Annotated in this window: 21 protein-coding genes and 2 pseudogenes; 13 read left to right on the top strand and 10 right to left on the bottom strand. The window is 46.5% G+C overall.

Annotated features, from left to right (window positions below; all coding sequences use genetic code 11):
- The 7 genes and pseudogenes from RID09_RS22970 to RID09_RS23000 form a co-directional block, all read left to right on the top strand.
- A pseudogene (locus RID09_RS22970) lies at positions 1-409 on the top strand (photosystem II D2 protein (photosystem q(a) protein)); the annotation flags it as partial.
- 710 nt (positions 410-1119) lie between these two features.
- Positions 1120-1287, top strand: a pseudogene (locus RID09_RS22975) (4a-hydroxytetrahydrobiopterin dehydratase); the annotation flags it as partial.
- 263 nt (positions 1288-1550) lie between these two features.
- The gene (locus RID09_RS22980) at positions 1551-3461 is read left to right on the top strand and encodes an iron uptake porin (RefSeq protein ID WP_446338237.1); all 1911 of its coding nucleotides are present in this window, start codon (positions 1551-1553) and stop codon (positions 3459-3461) included.
- 504 nt (positions 3462-3965) lie between these two features.
- A complete protein-coding gene (locus tag RID09_RS22985; RefSeq protein ID WP_446338256.1) occupies positions 3966-4421 on the top strand; it encodes an RrF2 family transcriptional regulator in 456 nt (151 codons plus the stop codon).
- Between the two features lie 66 nt (positions 4422-4487).
- On the top strand, positions 4488-5192 hold the full coding sequence (locus RID09_RS22990; protein ID WP_446338238.1) for a J domain-containing protein: 705 nt from the start codon (positions 4488-4490) through the stop codon (positions 5190-5192).
- Positions 5193-5339: 147 nt separating this feature from the next.
- Complete coding sequence (locus tag RID09_RS22995) at positions 5340-6212, top strand: 6-carboxytetrahydropterin synthase (protein WP_446338239.1); 873 nt, start codon at positions 5340-5342, stop codon at positions 6210-6212.
- A 448-nt stretch (positions 6213-6660) separates the two neighbouring features.
- Entirely contained in the window at positions 6661-7176 is a 516-nt protein-coding gene (locus tag RID09_RS23000; protein ID WP_446338240.1) for a CAAD domain-containing protein, read from the top strand.
- 206 nt (positions 7177-7382) lie between these two features.
- Here RID09_RS23000 and RID09_RS23005 read toward each other — a convergent pair whose 3' ends face one another.
- The 4 genes from RID09_RS23005 to ruvC all read right to left on the bottom strand — a co-directional run bounded on the left by RID09_RS23005 (position 7383) and on the right by ruvC (position 10148).
- Positions 7383-7793, bottom strand: a complete 411-nt coding sequence (locus RID09_RS23005) for a DUF309 domain-containing protein (RefSeq protein WP_446338241.1) — start codon at positions 7791-7793, stop codon at positions 7383-7385.
- A gap of 77 nt (positions 7794-7870) precedes the next feature.
- A complete protein-coding gene (locus RID09_RS23010) occupies positions 7871-8236 on the bottom strand; it encodes a ferredoxin-thioredoxin reductase catalytic domain-containing protein (RefSeq protein WP_446338242.1) in 366 nt (121 codons plus the stop codon).
- Between the two features lie 98 nt (positions 8237-8334).
- Positions 8335-9501: a DUF58 domain-containing protein gene (locus RID09_RS23015; protein WP_446338243.1), complete on the bottom strand. Its 1167-nt coding sequence runs from the start codon at positions 9499-9501 to the stop codon at positions 8335-8337.
- Between the two features lie 131 nt (positions 9502-9632).
- Positions 9633-10148 (bottom strand): crossover junction endodeoxyribonuclease RuvC, encoded by a 516-nt coding sequence (gene ruvC, locus RID09_RS23020; protein ID WP_446338244.1) that lies wholly within the window; start codon positions 10146-10148, stop codon positions 9633-9635.
- 240 nt (positions 10149-10388) lie between these two features.
- Here ruvC and RID09_RS23025 point away from each other — a divergent pair, with 240 nt between their 5' ends.
- From RID09_RS23025 to RID09_RS23050, 6 genes are all read left to right on the top strand, one after another.
- Positions 10389-11759, top strand: coding sequence for a gluconeogenesis factor YvcK family protein (locus RID09_RS23025; RefSeq protein ID WP_446338245.1), 1371 nt, complete (start codon positions 10389-10391; stop codon positions 11757-11759).
- Between the two features lie 29 nt (positions 11760-11788).
- Positions 11789-12253, top strand: a complete 465-nt coding sequence (tsaE, locus tag RID09_RS23030; protein ID WP_446338246.1) for a tRNA (adenosine(37)-N6)-threonylcarbamoyltransferase complex ATPase subunit type 1 TsaE — start codon at positions 11789-11791, stop codon at positions 12251-12253.
- Between the two features lie 159 nt (positions 12254-12412).
- Positions 12413-13426: a GAF domain-containing protein gene (locus RID09_RS23035; protein ID WP_446338247.1), complete on the top strand. Its 1014-nt coding sequence runs from the start codon at positions 12413-12415 to the stop codon at positions 13424-13426.
- 110 nt (positions 13427-13536) lie between these two features.
- On the top strand, positions 13537-14340 hold the full coding sequence (gene larB, locus RID09_RS23040) for a nickel pincer cofactor biosynthesis protein LarB (RefSeq protein ID WP_446338248.1): 804 nt from the start codon (positions 13537-13539) through the stop codon (positions 14338-14340).
- Positions 14341-14429: 89 nt separating this feature from the next.
- Positions 14430-15506, top strand: a complete 1077-nt coding sequence (locus RID09_RS23045) for a calcium/sodium antiporter (protein WP_446338249.1) — start codon at positions 14430-14432, stop codon at positions 15504-15506.
- A 49-nt stretch (positions 15507-15555) separates the two neighbouring features.
- Positions 15556-16419: an alpha/beta fold hydrolase gene (locus RID09_RS23050; protein ID WP_446338250.1), complete on the top strand. Its 864-nt coding sequence runs from the start codon at positions 15556-15558 to the stop codon at positions 16417-16419.
- A gap of 160 nt (positions 16420-16579) precedes the next feature.
- Here RID09_RS23050 and RID09_RS23055 read toward each other — a convergent pair whose 3' ends face one another.
- From RID09_RS23055 to RID09_RS23080, 6 genes are all read right to left on the bottom strand, one after another.
- A complete protein-coding gene (locus tag RID09_RS23055; protein ID WP_446338251.1) occupies positions 16580-16867 on the bottom strand; it encodes a DUF1816 domain-containing protein in 288 nt (95 codons plus the stop codon).
- A 72-nt stretch (positions 16868-16939) separates the two neighbouring features.
- Entirely contained in the window at positions 16940-17926 is a 987-nt protein-coding gene (gene rlmB, locus RID09_RS23060) for a 23S rRNA (guanosine(2251)-2'-O)-methyltransferase RlmB (RefSeq protein WP_446338252.1), read from the bottom strand.
- Positions 17927-17949: 23 nt separating this feature from the next.
- Positions 17950-18417, bottom strand: a complete 468-nt coding sequence (locus RID09_RS23065) for a Mini-ribonuclease 3 (RefSeq protein ID WP_446338253.1) — start codon at positions 18415-18417, stop codon at positions 17950-17952.
- 156 nt (positions 18418-18573) lie between these two features.
- Positions 18574-18942 carry an STAS domain-containing protein gene (locus RID09_RS23070; RefSeq protein WP_446338257.1) on the bottom strand — a complete coding sequence of 123 codons (369 nt, stop codon included), beginning with the start codon at positions 18940-18942 and terminating at the stop codon, positions 18574-18576.
- 201 nt (positions 18943-19143) lie between these two features.
- Positions 19144-20292, bottom strand: coding sequence for a glutamine-hydrolyzing carbamoyl-phosphate synthase small subunit (gene carA / locus RID09_RS23075; protein WP_446338254.1), 1149 nt, complete (start codon positions 20290-20292; stop codon positions 19144-19146).
- A gap of 101 nt (positions 20293-20393) precedes the next feature.
- A partial coding sequence (locus tag RID09_RS23080) for an RNA-guided endonuclease InsQ/TnpB family protein (protein WP_446338255.1) occupies positions 20394-20986 on the bottom strand: 593 nt, incomplete at its 5' end.

Genomic DNA, 20986 nt, shown 5'->3' on the forward strand with positions numbered 1-20986 from the left:
CGTAGAAAACACCTTGTTTGAAGATGGTGAAGGGTCAAATACCTTCCGGGCGTTTAACCCCACCCAAGCCGAAGAAACCTATTCAATGGTAACGGCGAACCGTTTCTGGTCTCAGATTTTCGGGATTGCGTTTTCCAACAAACGCTGGCTGCACTTCTTCATGCTGTTTGTCCCCGTGACAGGCTTGTGGATGAGTTCAGTGGGTGTGATTGGCTTAGCCGTGAACCTGCGTGCCTATGACTTCGTGTCCCAGGAAATCCGGGCGGCGGAAGACCCCGAATTTGAGACATTCTACACTAAGAACATTCTCCTGAATGAAGGAGTCCGGGCTTGGCTGGCGCCTCAAGACCAACCACACCAGAAGTTTGTATTCCCTGAGGAAGTTCTACCTCGCGGTAACGCTCTCTAATGAGTTGGACTTAGCTATCAGCTTTTCTCCCCTACCCGAAGGTAGGGGAATTTTTTTCTGTTCATGGTTCATGGTTGAGGCGGGTTGAGTTGCATCTGGGTCAAAAAGAAACGATAGTAGTGAAACCCACCCCTACATTCGGAAAAACTTTCCCGCCTCCCCCTTGCAAAATCAAAAGGGTGTGTTATTCTAATTAAAGGTGAAGAAACACCTGATGACTGACGGATTTAAAAAAACCGTACAGGGATTAAGGAGGTGATGCCCATGAGCGATAGTAGTAAATGCATGGGTCATCTGATTGGAGTTAGCCGGCTGTGCGTCGGAGCTGTTCTCTAACAGCTAGCTCAGTTCTCTTCGGAGAACTCATTTATTGAGCAACTGGGCTGGTTAAGGAGTTCCTTCCGGCAGTCTGGTTTCAATCAGAAGACCCGCTAGACCGCTCTCACACTAAGTACTATAGATTTTATCTGATGATTTTATCTACGTACTTCTCGTGAGAGCGGATAGTTTTTGGGAATTTTTTAACTGAAGTTGATCGCCCGAGAAAGAGTATGGCTGAGTTACTCAGTGACGCAGCAGAAATTCAACGGTTTCGCGAAAGTCCCCACTCGATGACTTCAGGCTACTGAAAACCCAGACCTCCGCGATAGCAGGTCTGAGTAGTTTATCCTATAGGACGCGAGTGCGCGTTCAGCTTTCCGATGCTATTGGTGGCGTTTGTCAATAAGATTGTTGAACCAGCAGAAGCGGCTGGACATCATCCCGATTTAGCGATTTCGTATAACAAAGTGACGATTAGCCTAACCACCCATGATGCTGGAGGTTTGACAGCTAACGATTTTGAGATGGCTCAAACGCTGTCCAAGTTAAGTGCATAGCTGTAAAAGGCTGATAAGGCAAGGGCTTAAGTACCAGTTTATAAAGCTTGACATCTAGGACGGCTTGTGTAGTACAAGCTGTCTATTTAGTTATATAATTGGCAGTATTAGCCAAAAGCTTAGCGATTGAGCGATTGGCAGATGGAGAAGAGTTCCCAGACGAACCTGAAAATAAAATAAAATATACCATCTACCATATAGACGATGTACCATAGTGCGAGAAGGGCAATCTAATTCTTTCTGTAAAGGTGTGAGGACAGAAGATGTCGAAATTACTGTGGAAGTCTCTACTTATTAGCCCAGCGGTATTAGGTGTAACCTTAGTTGCATCTACGGTGGGAGTCCGTGCAGCAGATAGCGCCAATTTGCCTATTGCTGACACTCAAACAGCGACGCCAGAAGTTCAGTTTGATGGTGTGGCTGATATTAAGGTCTCAGAGGAAATTGCGGTCAATCCGGAACAGTTAACTCCAGCAAGTCTAGGGGTGAAGCCAGAGGCACAACCCAGCCTAGCTCAAGCTGTACCGGCTACACCCAATAATGATGCTGAGATTTTAAATCAAATCAATGACTACAGCAGCGAAGGTGGAAACTCCAGCGGACAAGTGACCAGTGTAGGTCAGTTACGTGATGTTTCTCCGGGAGACTGGGCGTATGAAGCGCTACGTAGCCTAGTTGAACGCTACGGCTGTATTGCAGGGTATCCAGATGGTACATTTCGTGGAAATCGGGCGCTGACTCGTTACGAATTTGCCGCTGGTTTGAATTCTTGTTTGAACCAAATTGAGCGTTTGATTGGTACGGGTGGTTTTGATGATACTGAGCTAGTAACCCTGCGGCGGTTAATTCAGGAATTTGAAGCAGAACTGGCGACCCTAGGGGCGCGAGTTGATAATCTGGAAGGTCGTGTAGCGTTCTTGGAAGATAATCAGTTTTCCACGACGACCAAGTTAAGGGGTGAAGTGATTTTTGCCCTCACTGATTCGTTTGGTGGTTTCGATTTTGGCTTCGATGACGGTATCAATATTGTGGAAGAGGATGACACGAACACTATCCTTGGCGGCAGGGTTCGTTTAGAATTTAACACTAGCTTTACTGGTCAAGATCGATTAGTCACTCGCTTGGCGGCTAACAACTTAGACGCTTTTCGTCCTACCCGTTCCGTTTCAACGTCTAGTGGTGAGACTTTTAATGTTCAGACAGGCGAGGCGTTCCAAACCTTCAATATTGGACCGGGAAACAATAATGATGTCTTCGTAGACTGGTTAGCTTATTACTTCCCCTTCGGCAGCTCAAAAGTCTACATAGCAGGTGCGGGAGGAATTCATAGCGACTACGCTCCCACGCTAAATCCTTTCTTTGAAGACTATGACGGCGGGAACGGCGCACTGTCCACGTTTGCTTCTGAAAACCCCATCTATCGTATCGGTGGTGGTGCAGGTGCAGCACTTAGCTTGGGTGTTGGTCCTTTAGAGAGGGTTTTAGGTCCGAGTACCCTGACGGTTGGCTACTTAGCTTCCGATGCTGCAAATCCAGGAGAAGACGAGGGTTTATTAACTGGGGAATATGCGGCTCTAGCCCAGCTCAATTTCAACATCGGTGACCGGATTGGCATTGGTGCAACCTATGTCCATGCTTATCACGGTGCCGGCGGTGATATTTTTGACTTGGGTGCTGGGCGTGCTACTGGCGAGGGTGCAGTTGTAGGTACGTATTTGGCTAATAACCCTAGTGAGGTAGCAGCAATCCTGAATCCAGGGTTAGATGTAACTCCGACGGTCACCAATTCCTACGGTATAGAACTGGCTTTGCGTCTGAGTGAAAATATTTCCATCAGCGGTTTTGGTACGTTTACAGACGCCATCCTCATCGGTCAAGGCGGCGCTGAAATTTGGACTTACGGCGCTGGGGTAGCGTTGAGTGATTTTGGTAAAGAAGGTAACCTGTTAGGAATCTTCGGTGGTGTACAACCCTATCTGGGAAGTACGAGTACTCCAGGTCAGGATTTCAAGCGGGGAGGCTCCGACGATTTACCCTGGCATGTTGAAGCCTTCTACAAGTACCAGGTTACAGACAATATCTCACTGACTCCAGGTGTAATCTGGCTACTTAATCCTAACCAAGGTGGTGACGACGCAGTCATTGGTACACTCAGAACTACGTTTACGTTCTAAGCCAATTTTGCCTTTGGCAAAATTAGCCTGAAAATTAATCAATTTTCTGACCCCGCCAGTGAGCGGGGTTTTTTCAGCTTGCCCAACCTTTACCGAAAAATTGGGTCTAAAGCCTCGTCCTTAAAGGACGACTTTGTGTTAAAGTTCACTTAGAGGAAAGGGTATTAAACCTCTTGTAAAACCCAGAGCCGAGAGGCATCGCACCTTGAAAACTAGGCTATTCGGGTTCTGTACAGAAAGGCTTGTACAGGTAAAAAGTCTAAGCAACAAGCACGCCCAAAACACATTCTTTCTTGTTTTCAATAGTACGATAGGGCATATCGAAACTAGCTTCTGTAATGGAGCAAAACGCTTCTCTTAGAGATGCTCCTCTGGTATGAAATAGGCGACTATTTCATAGTAAGAGTGCTCGATGAAAGAAGAATCCTCACGCCTTTAGGCTGAGGAGTGTCAACAGCAAATCCCACCGGAAAACCGGGGTATACTGGGAATGGTTGCCCTGAAATGAATCAAGTGGAATCTGTGGAACTCTCCTGTAAGACGGAATATACCCTGCTTGCCCTCTTAGAACTCACGGGTCATTACAATGAGGGAGAACCCTTACAAATCCGACAGATTGCCAAGCAACAAAATATTCCCGATCGCTATTTAGAGCAGCTTCTGGCAACCCTAAAACGTGGAAATATAGTTCGTAGCCAACGGGGGGCTAAAGGGGGCTACCTTCTGGCGCGGGAACCCTGGACAATTACTCTGTTGGATGTTATCAACTGCCTAGATGGTGCAACCACAATAGCCTCTGGTAGCAAAACAAGGGCGATAACTGAAGCCAGTGCTATCGTCCAAGAAACATGGGAGGAAGTCCGCGATCGCACCAATGAAATTTTGCAAGACTATACACTGCAAGATTTATGGGAGAAACTGAATAATCGACGACAGTTAAACATTATGTATTACATCTAAATTAGGACGTCCCTATTCCCTATTCCCTGTTCCCTGTTCCCTGACAAAGGACAAAGGACAAATCAGATGTCATCCTTTAATCATTACCAAACACTAGATATTCACCCGCAAGCAACAGCCCAAGAAATCAAGCAAGCCTATCGGCGTTTAGCTAAGCGTTTTCATCCCGATAGTCAAACTGAAACGTCTAATGTAGAAAAAATTGTCGAGATTAATGGGGCGTATGAAGTTCTCAGTGATCCTCAGCGTCGCCGTTTTTATGACCAACAGCTTTTCAATCTACAGTTTTCATCTAAACGCCGCACTCGCCAACAGCGCAACGAAGCGGCGCAAAAACAGTATCAACGTCAACGGAGGCGATCGTACAATGCTGATACTCACCTAGAGGATTGGTTGCAGCAAGTCTATAAACCCGTGAACCGATTGATTATTCCCATTCTCAAATCCCTGAATACGCAAATCAATCAACTAGCGGCTGATCCCTTTGACGACGAACTCATAGCAGATTTTCAGACGTATCTAGAAAACTGTCGTCATGATCTCAATCAGGCTCAGATTACCTTTCGTTCCCAACCCAATCCCTCTCCTGTTGCTGGTGTTGCGGCTTCCTTGTATTACTGTCTCAATCAGTTGGGGGATGGTATTGATGAGTTAGAACGCTTTACCTTCAACTACGACGAACATTACCTGCATATCGGTCAAGAACTCTTCCGAATCGCCACCAGCTTACGCCACGACGCTCAAGATGCCATTAAGCATATAAACTATTAATTATAAATTTTATAATTAATCGTTAACAAAAAACAAAAAACGAATGACCAATGACCAATAACCAATGACCAATAACCAATATTCGTTTATCCTAGAATTAGTGCTAATTTACAGAAATTTACAGATTCTGACTTGCCTCAAAAACGCATGAAATGCATCATTAACCGCCGCGCCCAGTTTTCTGCCAGTCACCGCTATTGGTTACCCGAACTGAGTGAAGCTCAAAACAAGCAGAAATTCGGTCGAGGTGCCCAGTTTCCCGGTCATGGACATAATTATGTCCTATTTGTTTCCCTTGAAGGTGACCTAGACGAATACGGTATGGTGCAAAACCTATCGCAGGTCAAAAAGTTGATCAAGCAAGAGGTCACCAGCCAATTAGACTATGCCTATCTGAACGATGCTTGGCTAGACTTCCAGGAAACCCTACCCACGACCGAAAACATTGCTCGTGTTATTTGGCAAAAGTTAGCACCTTATTTGCCACTTGTCAAGATACAACTATTTGAACATCCAGAACTTTGGGCTGATTATTTAGGAAACGGAATGGAAGCATATCTCACCCTATCGACCCACTTTAGCGCCGCTCATCGGCTAGCTCATCCCCAACTCAGTTATGAGGACAACTGTGAAATCTACGGCAAATGCGCTCGTCCGAACGGTCACGGACACAATTATCATTTAGAGGTTACTGTAAAAGGGGAAATCGACCCGCGCACCGGGATGATTGTCGATTTGGGAGCGCTGCAGAAGGTAATCGATGATTATGTCGTAGAACCCTTTGACCATACCTTCCTGAACAAAGACATCCCATACTTTGCCCAGGTTGTACCGACGGCGGAAAATATTGCCATCTATATTCGGCAATTACTCCAGTCACCGATCCAAAAATTAGGAGCGAAACTGCATAAAGTTAAACTCATTGAAAGTCCCAATAACTCCTGTGAAGTCTATTGTACAGGTGAAGCATCATCGGTCGAACCGGACGCGATCGCATCCCCTGTTCTAACCTTAGTTTAGACCGATTAACACAATAGGGTAGAATCTACGTCTATGATGATGTTGGTCTATTGAGCAGCGATCAAACCCCTGCCCCTGCCTTCCATAGTCGTTGAGAGTCTAGATCCCCGGCTTCTTAGAGACGTCGGGGTTCTAGGTGCTAAAAAGTCGGGGTTCTGGGTGCTGTTTGGCTTCCGGATGCTTCTTTCCCACTCACGTAACGAGTGAATAGAAGAGGGAAACATTGACATCCCCCCACCGCTAAATCAAAGATTATAGCGGGATCATTCTCGCCGATTGAGGTAAATGAGCCAGGTATGGCAGAGTTTGAGTATCAGTCTTTTGCTTCCACCGAAGTCATAAGAAAACTTTTGGTAATATGGGCGAAAGCTTCATTATTCTGCCTATTATACCCATCTAGCTCACACAAACGATAAAATGTCCTACTTGAGGTCACAGTAGAGGAACTATGGAAACGAATCCACAAAAATCTGAATATACTGAGGGTACTTCCCCAGAGGTCAAAACTACTCCAGCGGACGCGAAAAAAATCCCAGAGTCTACAGTAGATGTCAATGTTGACCAACCGGGGACAGTAGCCCAACTCCCTGGTAACAACCAACCCATGCTGCCTCCCGCTGGTCAAACCACGGATCAAGCTTGGCAGGAGTGGGTACAGCCTGTGTTTGACTTTTTGTCCAAACTTCCGGCGATAATCAGCTCATTTTATTATGAGTACCAACAAGCCATCATTTTGATTGGGCTAGTGATAGCCGGCTTTATTACCGTGTATGTCACCCTAGCTGTACTGGATGCCATTAACGACATTCCCTTATTAGCCCCAATTTTTGAACTTGTCGGGATTGGTTACACTATCTGGTTTATTGCCCGTTATCTTTGGAAAGCCGAAAGTCGCAAAGAATTGGCTCAAGAGTTTGATGCTCTTAAAGGACAATTGCTCGGCAAAGACTCAACTCAGAGTTAACTTGATCAATATTCCCACCTGAGTCTTGGATTTGGGTGGGGATTATCCGAGAAAACCAAGCAGATTATCCGAGAAAACCAAGCAGAGAAGGGAGGGTTTTGTTGTTCAGCTATTGGTGACAAGCCAGCTTTCTGCCTAACGGTAGTCCCTAAAATTGACCCTTCGACTACGTTTAGGGCATGGTTATGACTTCCCAAAAAGCGATACTAGGGATTAACTCGAATAATTCTAGGCATACTACAAATTTCTTGATTACTCTCCTCACTAGCTTGATTTGCCGTTAGCGAATTGACTAAATCAGAAATACCCTCTGCTCCAGTTTTTTGCAGGGTTTGCAAAAGCTGATAACTGTGGCTAATTAAATCGGTTACCTGAATTTCTTCATAAATAGGTTGGTAGTCACCTAAGCGTCTAATTCCCTCCCCAAGCAAGATGACAGCGCCACGCCAGTTAAGATTATTGAGGTGGTAGCAAGCGACCGAAATCTGTAATATGCCTTGATAAAACTGTTTTTTTGGCTCGACAGCCTCCATCCACAACGCCTCTAAGGTGTCGTGACAGGCATAAAATTCCTGTTGATTAAATTGCTCAACACCTTGCCAAAATTGCTCAGTCATGGGTGATTAATTCTAATGTATGAGTCATTGGTCACTTAAGGTTAAAAATGACCAATGACCAATGACAATAAAGACAATTAAGCCATGCTATCTCGAACGGATTGAATCTCCTCCATGGCAATGTCCTGCTGTTCTCCAGAAAATTCGTTGTCTGGCGTCAAAAACAACATACAGTGGCATTCTTTGCGCTCACGCATGGGGATGCAAGGACAATTCCAATAGGTGGCTTTCACCTCGGCTTCTTTGTCTTCATAATGACGGCAAGGACATAGGGGTGAACCTAAATCATCTTTGTGCTTAGCCAATCCTTCAATGACGACAGCCGTTACCGACGGGTCAACACAAAAGTAAGTACCCGTTCGTTTTGCATAAGTTTCGGCGAAATTCTTCATCGCCGCCAGTGTTTTCTCATTGGAAAGATTGGTGGTTTCTGATGTACTCATAAGTAAAATTCGCTAGATACCCTATTCCTTGGCGTGGTCGTTCAACTTTTGCTTGCATTTTAACGCAAACCAGGTTCCCCGAAGGTCATGAAGAGTTGTTAAGTTCGGGTAAGGGATTGTTGTAACTGACGTTGTAAGGGTTCTTCAGTATCAATGATTCTACCCGCGCAATTGGTAAGTCCTGAAGCCTGTCGGTCAGGTTCGGCTAATGTTGATGGAGACCAAAATAACCAACGACTGCCAGGAGGGAGGGAATTGAGACTGGAGGATTCTTGTGTGAGCCAGATTAAGGGAAGATAAGGAGGATCGCCAGTTTCTGTATCTTCTCCAGGTTGGGTCGCAGCCAGGGCTTCTAAGACGACTTGATTGCCGTGTAATAACCCTGTTCTAGCTGTCCAGAGTCTAGCGTCAAGCTGACGAGAACAGGCATAGAAGTAGAGGGAAGCGGCGGCAATAACGGCTGATTCAAAATCCTCAGATTGCCAACTTACCGAACTATCAAGGCAAATGATAATTTCTTGAGATCCGGTAAAGACTTCTAACTCCCGTACCATCAATTCCCCATAACGGGCGCTGGTGCGCCAATGAATCAGACGAGTTGCATCACCCACACGGTAAGGTCGTAGCGATCGCGTCAGGTCTTCTGTGGCTGATTGAGAACGGCGATCGCTTAACAGTTGTAAACTATCATCTGTGCCGATTTCGTCTACGATGGGGCAACTGGTCAGGGGTAATACCGTGGGATAAACAACCGCTGTGGCTGGCCCATGGCGGCTACGACGACACCAAAATAATCCTACGGGGTTTCCGGTTCTCAGTTGGATCTCATGCCAATGGTAGACGCCCCGCTTTTTGGTGGAATGGAAATAAACCCAGTGATAGACACGGCTCGGCGCAATGGTTTCAATCGCGGTTTGCAGGGGTTTTCCCAGTTCCGATTGGAGCATGTCCTGAACTTGTAAAAGGGTTTTGGCACGAGCCGTGGGATTTTCAATATCGATTTCAATGGTGAGTTCCTCGCCCACACTCACCGGAAAGATGGGATGTCGGTGGACTTTCAGATGACGTAGCGACAAGGGCGGCAAGATAGCCGCTAACCCCAATAGGGCAAAGATTATACCACTGATGACATACAGCCATCCTGACATGGTATTGGTCGCCGCACCAAAGAAACAAATCGCAATACCTGCTAATATCCATCCAGCATAAGCAGGAGTGACCCAATGGGTTTCTAACCAATCCGTGATCCGAGTAATGACTCCCATTTGACACAATCCCTACCCTGTTTAAGGTTTGATCTTATCCCATTCAATCAAATGACTCCAGAGTTGGGTGAAGCATTTTTGCAGCCAGTTATGATGCTTCGGAGTAAGTTTTTGGCAAAAATGCTTCACCCCTACGACTGATGAAACCATGCCGTTAGTGCCACAGCCAAAGCATCTGCTGCATCATCTGGCTTGGGTATAGTCTCTAAATTTAACTCTCGTGTCACCGCTTGCTGTACCTCGTACTTGTCCGCGTTACCATAACCCGTCAACGCTTGCTTCACCTGCCCGGGTGTAAACTCCACCATTGGCACCTGATGCTGGGCTGACACCAACGTGACAACCCCCCGTGCCTGAGCTACGGTAATTGTCGTACTCATCCGATAAAAAAACAGCTTCTCTACGGCAACTAGATCTGGCTGCCACTGTTCGAGTAAGGTATGCAAATCTTCATAAATTGTACAGAGTCGCTGCCCCATCTCTGTCCGTGCTGGCGTCTGAATTACACCAAAATCCAATAACTGCACCAATTCAGAGGTTGATTGTCCCTGAACCTTGGTCATCTGTTTGACTTCAGCTTGGCAGATAATTGCCCCAAAACCTAAAATCGCTAGTCCTGGGTCTAGTCCTAAAATTCGCTTTCCCATCTACCTTGCCGTATCCTAGAACACCAGTCTAGTCGTTTTGATGATCTACTTCCCCATGAGATTAATCGCCATCCCAGTATAATTCCCAGAATGTATCCTGACAGACATATCCAAAAGAGCTAATAAAGAATATGGCACAGTTGACAATCGACAACTCTCTACTCCCGTCAAGGACTTGAGCAATTACACTGCTCTTAGCTAAAGTCTATCCAGTTTTGTTCTCTGTTTCTGGTATCAGCGATGTCCTCAATTAGTCTCTTCAAACGCGCTCTACGTACCCTGCACAATGAGTCAAGAGGTAGGACGCCTCGACAAGTCAATCGGTGGTTTAAGTGGTTAGCGCCCGGACTTTTCGTCAAACGCTGGTTGCTTCTGAGTGCCATAGGTGTACTACTGACGAGTCTGGGGGTGGCGATTTGGGCAAAGCTAACCCCCATTTTTTACTTAATCCAACTCACGTCCACCATTCTGGAAACAATCACCACGGTTATCCCCAACTATGTATCCGGACCGATCGCGATTATTTGTGGTCTGATTTTCATCTTCTGGGGACAAACCCGGACGGTGGGTTCGATTACTGAAGCTTTAAAACCCGGAGGCGATGAAGAACTGATAGACGTGCTGATTGCCCATCGTCGCCTGTATCGTGGCCCAAAAATTGTGGTTGTGGGAGGCGGTACGGGGTTGTCTACCTTACTCCGAGGACTGAAAATTTACAGCGCCCATATTACTGCTATTGTTACCGTAGCCGATGATGGCGGTTCCTCTGGGCGGCTGCGCCAAGAATTTGGGGTTCTGCCTCCAGGAGATATTCGCAACTGTTTGGCAGCTTTAGCCGACCAAGAAAAATTATTAACCGAGCTGTTTCAGTACCGCTTCTCGGCGGGCAATGGTCTAGTGGGTCACAGTTTTGGTAATTTATTCTTGACGGCAATGAGCGAGATTACGGGGGACTTAGAACGGGCAATTTATGCCAGTTCTCAAGTCTTAGCGGTGCGGGGACGAGTTCTCCCAGCTACGTTGAGCGATGTTTGTCTGTGGGCAGAATTAGAAGATGGGCGTCGGATTGAAGGTGAATCGAATATTACGGCTGCCAATGGTAAAATCGTGAAAATGGGTTGCACGCCAGAAAATCCCCCGGCTCTTCCCGCCGTGCTCAAAGCAATTCACGAAGCCGATTACATTATTATTGGTCCGGGTAGTCTGTATACCAGCATCGTGCCGAATCTGTTAGTCCCAGAAATTACCGATGCGATCGCGGCAAGTACCGTTCCCCGGATCTATGTGTGTAATATCATGACTCAACCGGGTGAAACTGACGGATATACGGTCGCCGATCATGTTCGCGCCCTAGACAATGCTTGTAGTCAACCCCTATTTGATGCGGTTTTAGTGCATCGAAAGGTTCCTTCCGCCCAAGCATTGATTAAATATTCCCAAGTGAATTCCCATCCCGTTTTTCTAGATCGAGAAGAAACCGAGACTTTAGGACGACGCATTGTTTTAGCTAATGTGATGGATGAAGATGAGAACACTAATCTAGTGCGACATAATCCCGAAAAGTTAGCCCGGGTATTGCTACGCTGGTACAGTCGCGCTCATCTGTTGTAATTTAGAGTTGATCGGGTAAAAGGGAAGGAATGACTCAATTGCGTCTAAAGGATGCACAAGCCACGCGATCGCTAGGTGTTCGTCTGGGGGAATCTTTAAGAGCGGGTAGCGTGATTTTACTAGAGGGAGATTTAGGTGCGGGTAAAACCACACTGGTGCAGGGAATTGGTGCAGGCTTGGGAATCACGGACGCGATCGTCAGTCCTACGTTTACTCTAATTAACGAATATCTAGAAGGACGCATTCCACTCTATCATCTAGATTTGTACCGCCTAGAATCGGAAGCCGTAGCTGGGTTATATCCAGAAAGCTATTGGGAAGGCGTGGAAATGCCTTTGGGAATCGTCGCGATCGAGTGGGCGGATCGATTACCCTATTTACCAGAATCTTATCTGCATCTGAATTTAACCTATTTAAGCGAAGGTGGACGTCAAGCCCAGCTGATTTGTGTCTCACAGGGGAAATCTGAGGCGGCGCACGAACTGCGTCTGTGACATTATCCCACACCAGAATCTTTGATTTGGTGTGGGCTTCGATGACCACAAAGCCAAAGTATTGTCATGACAGGGATTGGATTTATGGCTTTCTCCGTAGCACAGGGGGAAATCTTACAGTGATTGGAGTGCAGGTGCATTGAATGGATAGAGGTACAAATGAGCGATCGCAACAAGTCCTACGAACAACTCCTGGCGGAAGTGGCATCCCTACGCCGCCAAGTGATTAAACTGAAAATGACTAAAATGGCGTTTGATGCCCAACATCAGCTCATGAGAACCTTTGCCACAACTTTGCAAGCGGCGAGGGGGACACTGATGATCAGAGCCATGTTGCAACAAATTGTGACGATTGCTACCAAGCTAACTCGTGCTGAATCTAGTAGTTTGTTCTTACTCGATACCCATGGCGTTGTCACCGAAAGTATTCTGGCTCGTGGTGCGACGCTACGGGGACAAAAGCAACGGCTGATTGGTCAAGTATTGGATAAAGGTTTAGCGGGTTGGGTTTATCGTAACCGCCAACTGGGACTGATTACTGATACGATCCAGGACGAGCGCTGGTTGACCTTACCTAATCAACCTTATTCCGTTCGCTCCGCCCTTGGCATCCCCATTCTTATGGGTAAGGAAGTATTAGGAATTCTCACGTTAACCCACTCACAACCTGGACATTTTAGCCCGGAATCTGCTCATCTAATGCAAATCACAGCAGAATCTATGGCACTGGTGCTTGACAATGCTCGACTCTATCATGAACGTCAGCAGCAAGAAATGGACTTAGAGTTACAGCAGACTCAAAAGCAAGCAACCGATCAATCTCGCCAAAGTGTACCTCAATCCTTCCGCGAGAAAGAATTTTCCCGAATTGGCATATATATCCTGTTTGGCGAAGGGAATTTTCTGTATGTCAATCCCAGATTAGCCGAAATTTTTGGCTATACTTTTGGGGAACTGATCTCCTTAGAATCGGTTCTCGATCTCGTATGCCTGGACAATCGTAAGTTTATTGAACAACAAATTTCTAGTTGCATTCAGGGCCAAAACAAAAACCTTTCCTGTCGATTTAAAGGGCAGCGGAAAGATAGAAGTTTGATTAATATAGAAGTCTATGGAAACCGAACTAAACTTTACGGTCGGTTTGTAATTATCGGGGCACTCAGAGCAATGTGACTAGAATTAACAGGTTGAAATAAGCGATAATAATGTATAAATTTTCTGATTAATTAAGAAAATTTAAATTATAAATAAAAATTAAGCTAATTAAAGGATTTAAATAACTTATGACTCAACCTCAAGCTATAAAATCTTTGCTGGAATCAGTGGCGGCTGGCGAAATTAGTCCTGCGGTTGCCTTAGATAAACTCAAACATTTTACCTTTGAGTCAGTTAGTGACTTTGCGAAGATTGACCATCACCGCACATTAAGAACAGGTTTTCCAGAGGTGATTTGGGGTTTAGGTAAAACACCTGATCAAATTGCACAAATTATGGCAGCCATGCGAAAACGCAATTCAGTTGTGATGGCAACGCGCATCTTCCCTGATGTGTTTGCCCAACTCCAAGCCACAGTCCCCGATATCCACTATTATCCGACTGCCCGGATTTGTGCGATCGCGCCCGAAACTGTTCCATCCAATTCTCCAGGAACGATTAGTATTATATGCGCTGGAACCTCAGATTTATGGGTTGCTGAAGAAGCAGCAGTTACGGCTCAACTGTGTGGATTTCAAGTCCTGCGTCTGTGGGATGTGGGTGTAGCGGGACTCCACCGCTTGCTGAGTCATCAACAGGTGATTGCTGAGGCGAATGTGCTAATTGTCGTAGCTGGAATGGAAGGAGCATTACCTAGTGTTGTTGCGGGTTTAGCTGATTCTCCAGTCATTGCCGTTCCCACCAGCATCGGCTATGGTGCTAGTTTTGGTGGACTCGCTCCTCTTTTAACCATGCTCAATTCTTGTGCGCCAGGAGTGGGAGTGGTGAATATTGATAACGGTTTTGGTGCGGCAATTCTGGCAGGTCAAATTCTGCGGACAGCACAGAAGTTATCCAGGAAATATAAGGGGGAAATTCCTCCCCATACATAAATGACAGGGGTTTCCATTCGCCCCCTTACCAACCCTGATTTTCGATTAACCCATACCCTGTAATCTGTTCCCACACCGGATAAACCCTGATGGATGCCATCACTGTACTATTTTTAATTAGTGGATTTGTTTTATTGATTGTCGGAGCAGAAATTCTGGTACGGGGAGCATCCAAATTAGCTGTAGCGGCTGGACTTTCACCCCTAGTCGTCGGATTAACGGTTGTTGCCTATGGCACCAGCGCTCCGGAATTAGCTGTATCTGTACAGTCGAGCTATGCGGGACAAGCCGATATTGCCATTGGTAATGTCGTGGGTAGCAATATTGCCAATATTTTGTTAATTCTGGGTGCTTGCGCCGCCGCTGCTCCGTTGATTGTCTCGCGACAGTTGGTGCGACTGGATGCGCCCCTAATGACTGGAATATCGTTAATGGTATGGTTAATGGGGTGGGACGGTAAACTCGGTCGAGGGGATGGGATTTTCCTGGTGATGGGAGCGATCGCTTATACCCTATTTACCCTATACCAAGGACGTCAAGAAAGTCAGTCCCAGGAATTGTCTGAGGAAAACAGTAATCGCGGCTCTCGCCGAGGGATCTATCAGATTTTACTCAACCTAGGACTAATTATTGGCGGTGTAGGGCTTTTGGTGCTCGGATCAAACTACCTAATCAAAGGATCTGTAAATGTTGCCCAGACGCTTGGGGTAAGTCAATTGATTATTGGCTTAACCATTGTTGCCGTTGGCACTTCGCTACCAGAAATTGCTACGTCAGTTGTTGCCGCGATTCGAGGTGAACGGGATATTGCGGTTGGTAATGCAGTTGGCAGTAATATTTTTAATCTCCTGTTAGTGTTGGGAGTGTGTGGTATCCTTACGCCTGAAGGTATAGCGGTATCAATACCTGCTTTAACTTTTGACATTCCTGTCATGATTGCTGTAGCCGTTGCTTGTCTGCCAATTTTCTTTACGGGTTATCGGATTGATCGGTGGGAGGGGATTCTGTTTCTGGCATACTACGTCGCTTATACGCTGTATTTGTTTCTTAACGCAACTGAACATGATGCATTGGCAGAATTTAGCGCAATCATGCTCCTGTTTGTCATGCCGTTGACTCTAATAACATTGGTTATTCTGGCGGTTCGTTCCTTCCGCAAAAATTGAATTGTTATCCGCCATTTTTCCAAAAACTTTTGTGGAGGACTTTACAGAGGTGTTGATAGGTAGAATCTCCCAACCTGTTCAACTTAATGTTTACAGCCAAGGTAAAGGCTTTCCGATTCTCTGCCTCCATGGTCATCCGGGATCGGGTCGTTGTATGTCGGTTTTTACCGACCATCTATCTCAACGATTCCAAACCCTGTCTCCTGACTTGCGAGGATATGGTCGCAGTCGTACCTTAGAAGCGTTTCAGATGAGTGACCACCTGATAGATTTGGAGGATTTGCTTAACCGCTTCGATATCCATCGTTGTTTGGTAATCGGCTGGTCTCTGGGTGGGATTCTCGCCATGGAATTAGCGCTAAGGCTACCTGAGAGAGTTAGTGGTTTAATTTTAGTCGCCACAGCCGCACGACCTAGAGGAAACCATCCTGCGATCGCGTGGCAGGATAATCTCTATACAGGGATCGCCTCTGTGTTAAATCGCGTCTCTCCAGGATGGCGGTGGAACATTGAAACCTTTGGGGTGCGATCGCTCTATCGCTATCTCATCCAAAACCATAGTGCAACAGCTTACCAGTATTTGGCACAGGAAGCCTTATCCGCTTATCTCCAAACCTCTAAGGTGGCAACTGGTGCCCTCAATCAAGCATTAAAAGCTGGATACAATAGACTGGCTGACCTAGAACAAATTCAATGTCCCTGTCTAGTATTAGCGGGAGAAGCCGATCGCCATATCACCGCTACATCGAGTCAAGAAACGGCTCAACACCTACGAGAATCTCAGTGGCGTTGCTATCCTCATACAGCTCACCTGTTTCCTTGGGAAATTTCCAATCAGGTACTCAGTGATATTGATAATTGGATTGAACGTCACTCTCAAGTTGTTGATCTCAAGGGACAAAAAGAAACCTAAAAAAGGGACTGGCTATAGGGTGTGGGGAAAATTTTTTTCCCTGTCATGAGTAGATTTAACAAAAGCTTCCGTGTTTCCTATACCCTACCTAGAATGTTGATTCTAGGTAGGGACTGCGCTCAACTTTTGTTCAATTGTTCCCCACACCCGACAAGACGTTCTAGGAAAGTTGCCCACTCAAGGTTGGGACTCTCACACTAACCGTTGACTCTTCCAAGGTTTCGTCAAAAATTGTTAGATGAATCGGTTTGCCGCGCATAATCGTCACGGAAATCCCTTGAGCGCCTTCATTTTCTAGATCTTCAATATATCCACCTTGAGCGGATTCGGCTTCCTGTTTACTGGAGAATGGACCGAAATAGTAGGTGCATTGGGGATCGTCTGTGATGATTTCTACCCAAAACGCCAAGCCTAAAAATTGGAGAGTGTTGATCAAAAGTTCTTTCATACTATTTACCTAGTCGATGGGATGCTATGTGGTCTTGTTAATTCCCTGCTGTTTACATTTTGTTATACTACTTTACGTTTCTTTTTTCCAAGAATTTTTGCTGAGATCGTCAAGATGCAGTGGGTTAACCCAACGCTGGCGATAGGTTTCATACAACGTCATGGCTGCAGCTACAGAAGCGTTGAGGCTAGGAGTCTTGCCATACAGGGGAACCGAAACCAACACGTCACAGCAGCGTTGAGTCAACATACTTAGACCACTACCTTCTGAACCAATAACTAATACTATCGAACCGCTTAAGTCAACAGTGTGTAGTAGCTTACCACCGTCAGCACAAGTCCCATAAATCCAAAAACCAGCGGTTTTCAGCTCCTCTAAAGCCCGACTCAGATTGACCACTCTGGCAATCTGCAAGGTTTCTAACGCGCCGGCTGCTACTTTCATCACGGTGGAGGTAACGCCTACGGCTCGTCGTTGGGGAATAACCAAACCTTGAGCGCCCAAGGCTTCTGCAGTACGAATAATAGCACCTAAATTGTGGGGATCACTAATCCCGTCACAAACGATGATCACGGGGTATTTGCTGGTGGATTTGGCAGTTTGAATCAAATCCCCTAACTCCTTGTAGGAGTAAGGCGCAACTTGAGCCGCGACACCTTGATGATTGGCGCCTTGAGTAATTTGGCTGAGGCGTCGCGGATCAACTTCATCGATAACCGTACCGTTGGCTTTAGCTTGCAGTAGTAACGAGTGAAAGCGGTGATCATAGCGTAACTGGGGCAAAATCCACACCCGATTGAGCTGGCGTTGATTTTCGAGGGCGGCTAAAACCGGATGGCGTCCGTAGAGTAAGTCAACATCTTCTGACAAAGTAGACTCAGACTCCGTTGTTTGTGACGGCGATGGTTGGGAATCTGGGTGACGTTTGAGAATTGGCTTATCAGGGGAGCGTTGATCCCTGAAGAATTTACCTTTAGAGGAGGGACGGCGATGGTCATGTTGGAACTTCCCTAGCTTCGGCTTGCCAGAGGTGTGAGAGCGGCGATCTTGATTAGCCATAGTATTATAGTATATCGAATGATTTAGGGGGTATCGAGTTCTAAATACGCCAATAACTCAGTCAAACGTTGGGGATCACTTAGATACAGATATCCCAGTAATGTTTCTAAGCTGGTGGCTTGTTGATAGATTTTGCGATTGAGGCGTCGTGACGTTCCAGTCGCCGCATTTCGTCCACGTCGCAATAGTGCTAATTCGGGTTCAGTTAGGTAAGGTTCGAGCGATCGCAGCGTATTCGCTTGACTTTCGGCGCGGACTTGAGCCACGACTTGATCATGATAATCACATAGACGTTTAGGTGGGAGTAAATAGCGACTGCGAATATAGAGTTCATACACAGCATCTCCCAGATAAGCCAACGCCGCTGGTGATATCTGTTGGATTTGGCATTGGGGATCGGCTGCAGCATTCAATTGCCGAAATCGGGCTTCTGTTCCAGAAAGGGCTGAGTTATTGTCTGTGCTGTTTGAAGTCTCTTCCTGCTGCTCCATAAAACTCGGACAAGATGAAGGGCTATTTCAATGCCCGTCCCTATTTTAGCCGGCTCCTAGACGTAGAATGCTACGTCTGGAACATGTTTCTTGACGAACAACGGGAAATCCCCCGCCGCAATGTCAGGGGATGGGTTTCACACTTTTGTTGGTCAACTAGGCTTTTTTGATGTTTTCTAAGGCTACGTCAACCGATGGTTGAAGTGAGAGAAATTGTTCTAGACGCACTAACTTCACCGTTTGAGTCACACGGGGATTGGTGACAATTTGCAATTTTCCCTCAGCCGTTTGAGCCTTTTTCGCTATACGCACTAAAGCGCCTAAGCCCGAACTATCCACGAAATCGATCTTAGAGAGATCCAAAATAATATTTTTTGGTCCCTCATCAACACATTTACCAATAACCTTCCCAAAGGTTGGTTCTGAGAAGGCATCTAACAATCCAGTCAGGCGGAAAAGTTGATAATTGCTTTTGACCTCACGAGTCCCTCTTAAGCTGACTGTCAGGTTGAGTTGCTCAGGAATAACACCCTCCTAGCTGTACTTACACTAAACTAATTCAACATGGGTTGGTGGTTTACCAGCGATTAAGCTCATTCGATAGTATAGCGAGAAGTTTAGTGATCATCCACATCGAGTGCGGCGGGCGTGGAAATAACCCACCGATCAAAATTTTCCCCTCGCTTCCAGAGGTAGCCGATTACATCTGGAATATGACTAGCGAACTTATTTACGGGCTTTGTGCGATCGCATGGATTCGACAAACTGATTAAACAAGTAGTCGGCATCATGAGGACCCGGACTCGCTTCTGGATGGTATTGCACCGAGAAGAATGGTAGCGTTTTGTGACGCAATCCTGCCACAGTACGGTCATTCAGGTTTAGATGGGTAATTTCCACATCTGCCCCTAATGACTCAGACTTGATCGCAAATCCATGGTTTTGGCTAGTAATTTCTACCCGTTGCTGTAACCCAGCCGGGTGATTCAACCCGCGATGCCCGAATTTTAGCTTAAAGGTTTCAGCTTCCATCGAAAGCCCCAATATCTGGTGTCCCATGCAGATGCCAAAGAGGGGTTTTCGGTGTTTTAACAAGGCTTTGGTCGTTTCAATACCTTCCTTAACCGCCGCCGGATCGCCAGGTCCATTGGAGAGGAAAATTCCATCGGGGTTGTACTTGAGAATTTCTTCGGGGGACGTATTCGCCGGTACCACGATCACGCGACAACCATAGCTGGCTAAACGCCGCAAAATGTTGCGTTTGATGCCAAAATCGATCGCCACCACGGTTAGGGGTTCACCCGCCGTCGATTCAGCCGTGGGACTAAACTCCCAATGATTATCTGTGGCTTGGGACCACTCGTAAACGGCTTTGGTGGTAACTTCCTGCACGAGATTTAACCCCGCCATACTCGGCGCGGCTTGCACTTGCTGCAGCAATTCGCCGGGATCAAGAATTTCTGTGGAAATACCGCCATTCATCGCCCCGGTTGAACGCAGTTTGCGAGTCAGCGCCCTCGTATCAATCCCGTAAATTCCGGGGATATGGTGTTGCTTGAGGTAGTCGGGTAAAGACTGGGTTGAACGCCAATTACTGGGACGCCAACAAATGTTCCGGGCGATCGCGCCCCGGATCTGAGGATGGGCTGATTCTTCGTCCTCTGGGTTAACCCCTGTGTTTCCCAGTTCGGGATAGGTAAAGGTGACAATCTGACCACAGTAGCTGGGATCTGTTGCCACTTCTTGATACCCCGTCATGGCGGTGTTAAATACGACTTCTCCAATTGCCGTACCTGAAGCGCCGAAAGACCAACCCGGGTAGGATGTTCCATCCGCCAGCACCAGAAGCGCTGGTGTAGCCGCTGAAATAGGCATAAGCAGTTTTTTTGTTGATGGTTGGTTGATTGTTATTTCTAAGAGTACGATAACTTGAACGCTCAACTGAGGCGATATTATCTCTTGACATCCTCCCCAACTTACTTCGTTGAAGTTGGGGATTCCTTAAATCGCTTTAAGGATTTCCTGGTTCGCGGACACTTATCTAGGTCAATGACCCCCGACAGTACGTCTAGCCAGACAATTTCGGGTACGGCTTGCCCAGTCGCACCTACACCGTGAGGCTGAACGCTCACGGCGAAGCCTCGAATCATCACGACTTGTGCCGCAGCAACATCTCGATGGGTGGTGTACCCGCACTCATGGCAATTGTGGATTCTTACTGATAAATCCTTCTTGCCTGTGTGGGTTTGACAACGAGGACATTGCTGCGAGGTATAATCAGCATCCACCTTGGCAAAGTAAACTTGTTCTTTCCAACAAACCCATTGCAGGATGTTGACAAACTGACCAAAGCCAGCGTCCAAGGTATGCTTTCCTAGCATCCCTTTTGCCCAAGTCCTGAAGTTGATATCTTCAACAAATATCATGCCGGCATCTTGGACTAGGTGGTGAGCTAGTTTAAAATGAAAGTCTTTGCGGGTGTCATGAATTCGTTGGTGCAATCTAGCAATCTTCAGATTGAGTTTTCGCCAGTTCTTAGACCCTTTTTTCTTGTGCTTCAATCGGCGTT

Origin of the sequence: Coleofasciculus sp. G1-WW12-02 (assembly GCF_040219735.1) — a bacterium.
Taxonomy (GTDB): domain Bacteria; phylum Cyanobacteriota; class Cyanobacteriia; order Cyanobacteriales; family Coleofasciculaceae; genus Coleofasciculus.

Bases quoted from the DNA above. Each gene is read 5' to 3' on its own strand.
- RID09_RS23035 (WP_446338247.1), top strand. From the start codon at position 12,413: ATGAGCGATCGCAACAAGTCCTACGAACAACTCCTGGCGGAAGTGGCA.
- RID09_RS22985 (WP_446338256.1), top strand. From the start codon at position 3,966: ATGAATCAAGTGGAATCTGTGGAACTCTCCTGTAAGACGGAATATACC.
- RID09_RS23055 (WP_446338251.1), bottom strand. From the start codon at position 16,867: ATGAAAGAACTTTTGATCAACACTCTCCAATTTTTAGGCTTGGCGTTT.
- RID09_RS23045 (WP_446338249.1), top strand. From the start codon at position 14,430: ATGGATGCCATCACTGTACTATTTTTAATTAGTGGATTTGTTTTATTG.
- RID09_RS23010 (WP_446338242.1), bottom strand. From the start codon at position 8,236: ATGAGTACATCAGAAACCACCAATCTTTCCAATGAGAAAACACTGGCG.
- RID09_RS23065 (WP_446338253.1), bottom strand. From the start codon at position 18,417: ATGGAGCAGCAGGAAGAGACTTCAAACAGCACAGACAATAACTCAGCC.
- RID09_RS22995 (WP_446338239.1), top strand. From the start codon at position 5,340: ATGAAATGCATCATTAACCGCCGCGCCCAGTTTTCTGCCAGTCACCGC.
- RID09_RS23025 (WP_446338245.1), top strand. From the start codon at position 10,389: ATGTCCTCAATTAGTCTCTTCAAACGCGCTCTACGTACCCTGCACAAT.
- ruvC (WP_446338244.1), bottom strand. From the start codon at position 10,148: ATGGGAAAGCGAATTTTAGGACTAGACCCAGGACTAGCGATTTTAGGT.
- RID09_RS22990 (WP_446338238.1), top strand. From the start codon at position 4,488: ATGTCATCCTTTAATCATTACCAAACACTAGATATTCACCCGCAAGCA.
- tsaE (WP_446338246.1), top strand. From the start codon at position 11,789: ATGACTCAATTGCGTCTAAAGGATGCACAAGCCACGCGATCGCTAGGT.
- RID09_RS22980 (WP_446338237.1), top strand. From the start codon at position 1,551: ATGTCGAAATTACTGTGGAAGTCTCTACTTATTAGCCCAGCGGTATTA.
- carA (WP_446338254.1), bottom strand. From the start codon at position 20,292: ATGCCTATTTCAGCGGCTACACCAGCGCTTCTGGTGCTGGCGGATGGA.
- larB (WP_446338248.1), top strand. From the start codon at position 13,537: ATGACTCAACCTCAAGCTATAAAATCTTTGCTGGAATCAGTGGCGGCT.
- rlmB (WP_446338252.1), bottom strand. From the start codon at position 17,926: ATGGCTAATCAAGATCGCCGCTCTCACACCTCTGGCAAGCCGAAGCTA.
- RID09_RS23005 (WP_446338241.1), bottom strand. From the start codon at position 7,793: ATGACTGAGCAATTTTGGCAAGGTGTTGAGCAATTTAATCAACAGGAA.
- RID09_RS23000 (WP_446338240.1), top strand. From the start codon at position 6,661: ATGGAAACGAATCCACAAAAATCTGAATATACTGAGGGTACTTCCCCA.
- RID09_RS23015 (WP_446338243.1), bottom strand. From the start codon at position 9,501: ATGGGAGTCATTACTCGGATCACGGATTGGTTAGAAACCCATTGGGTC.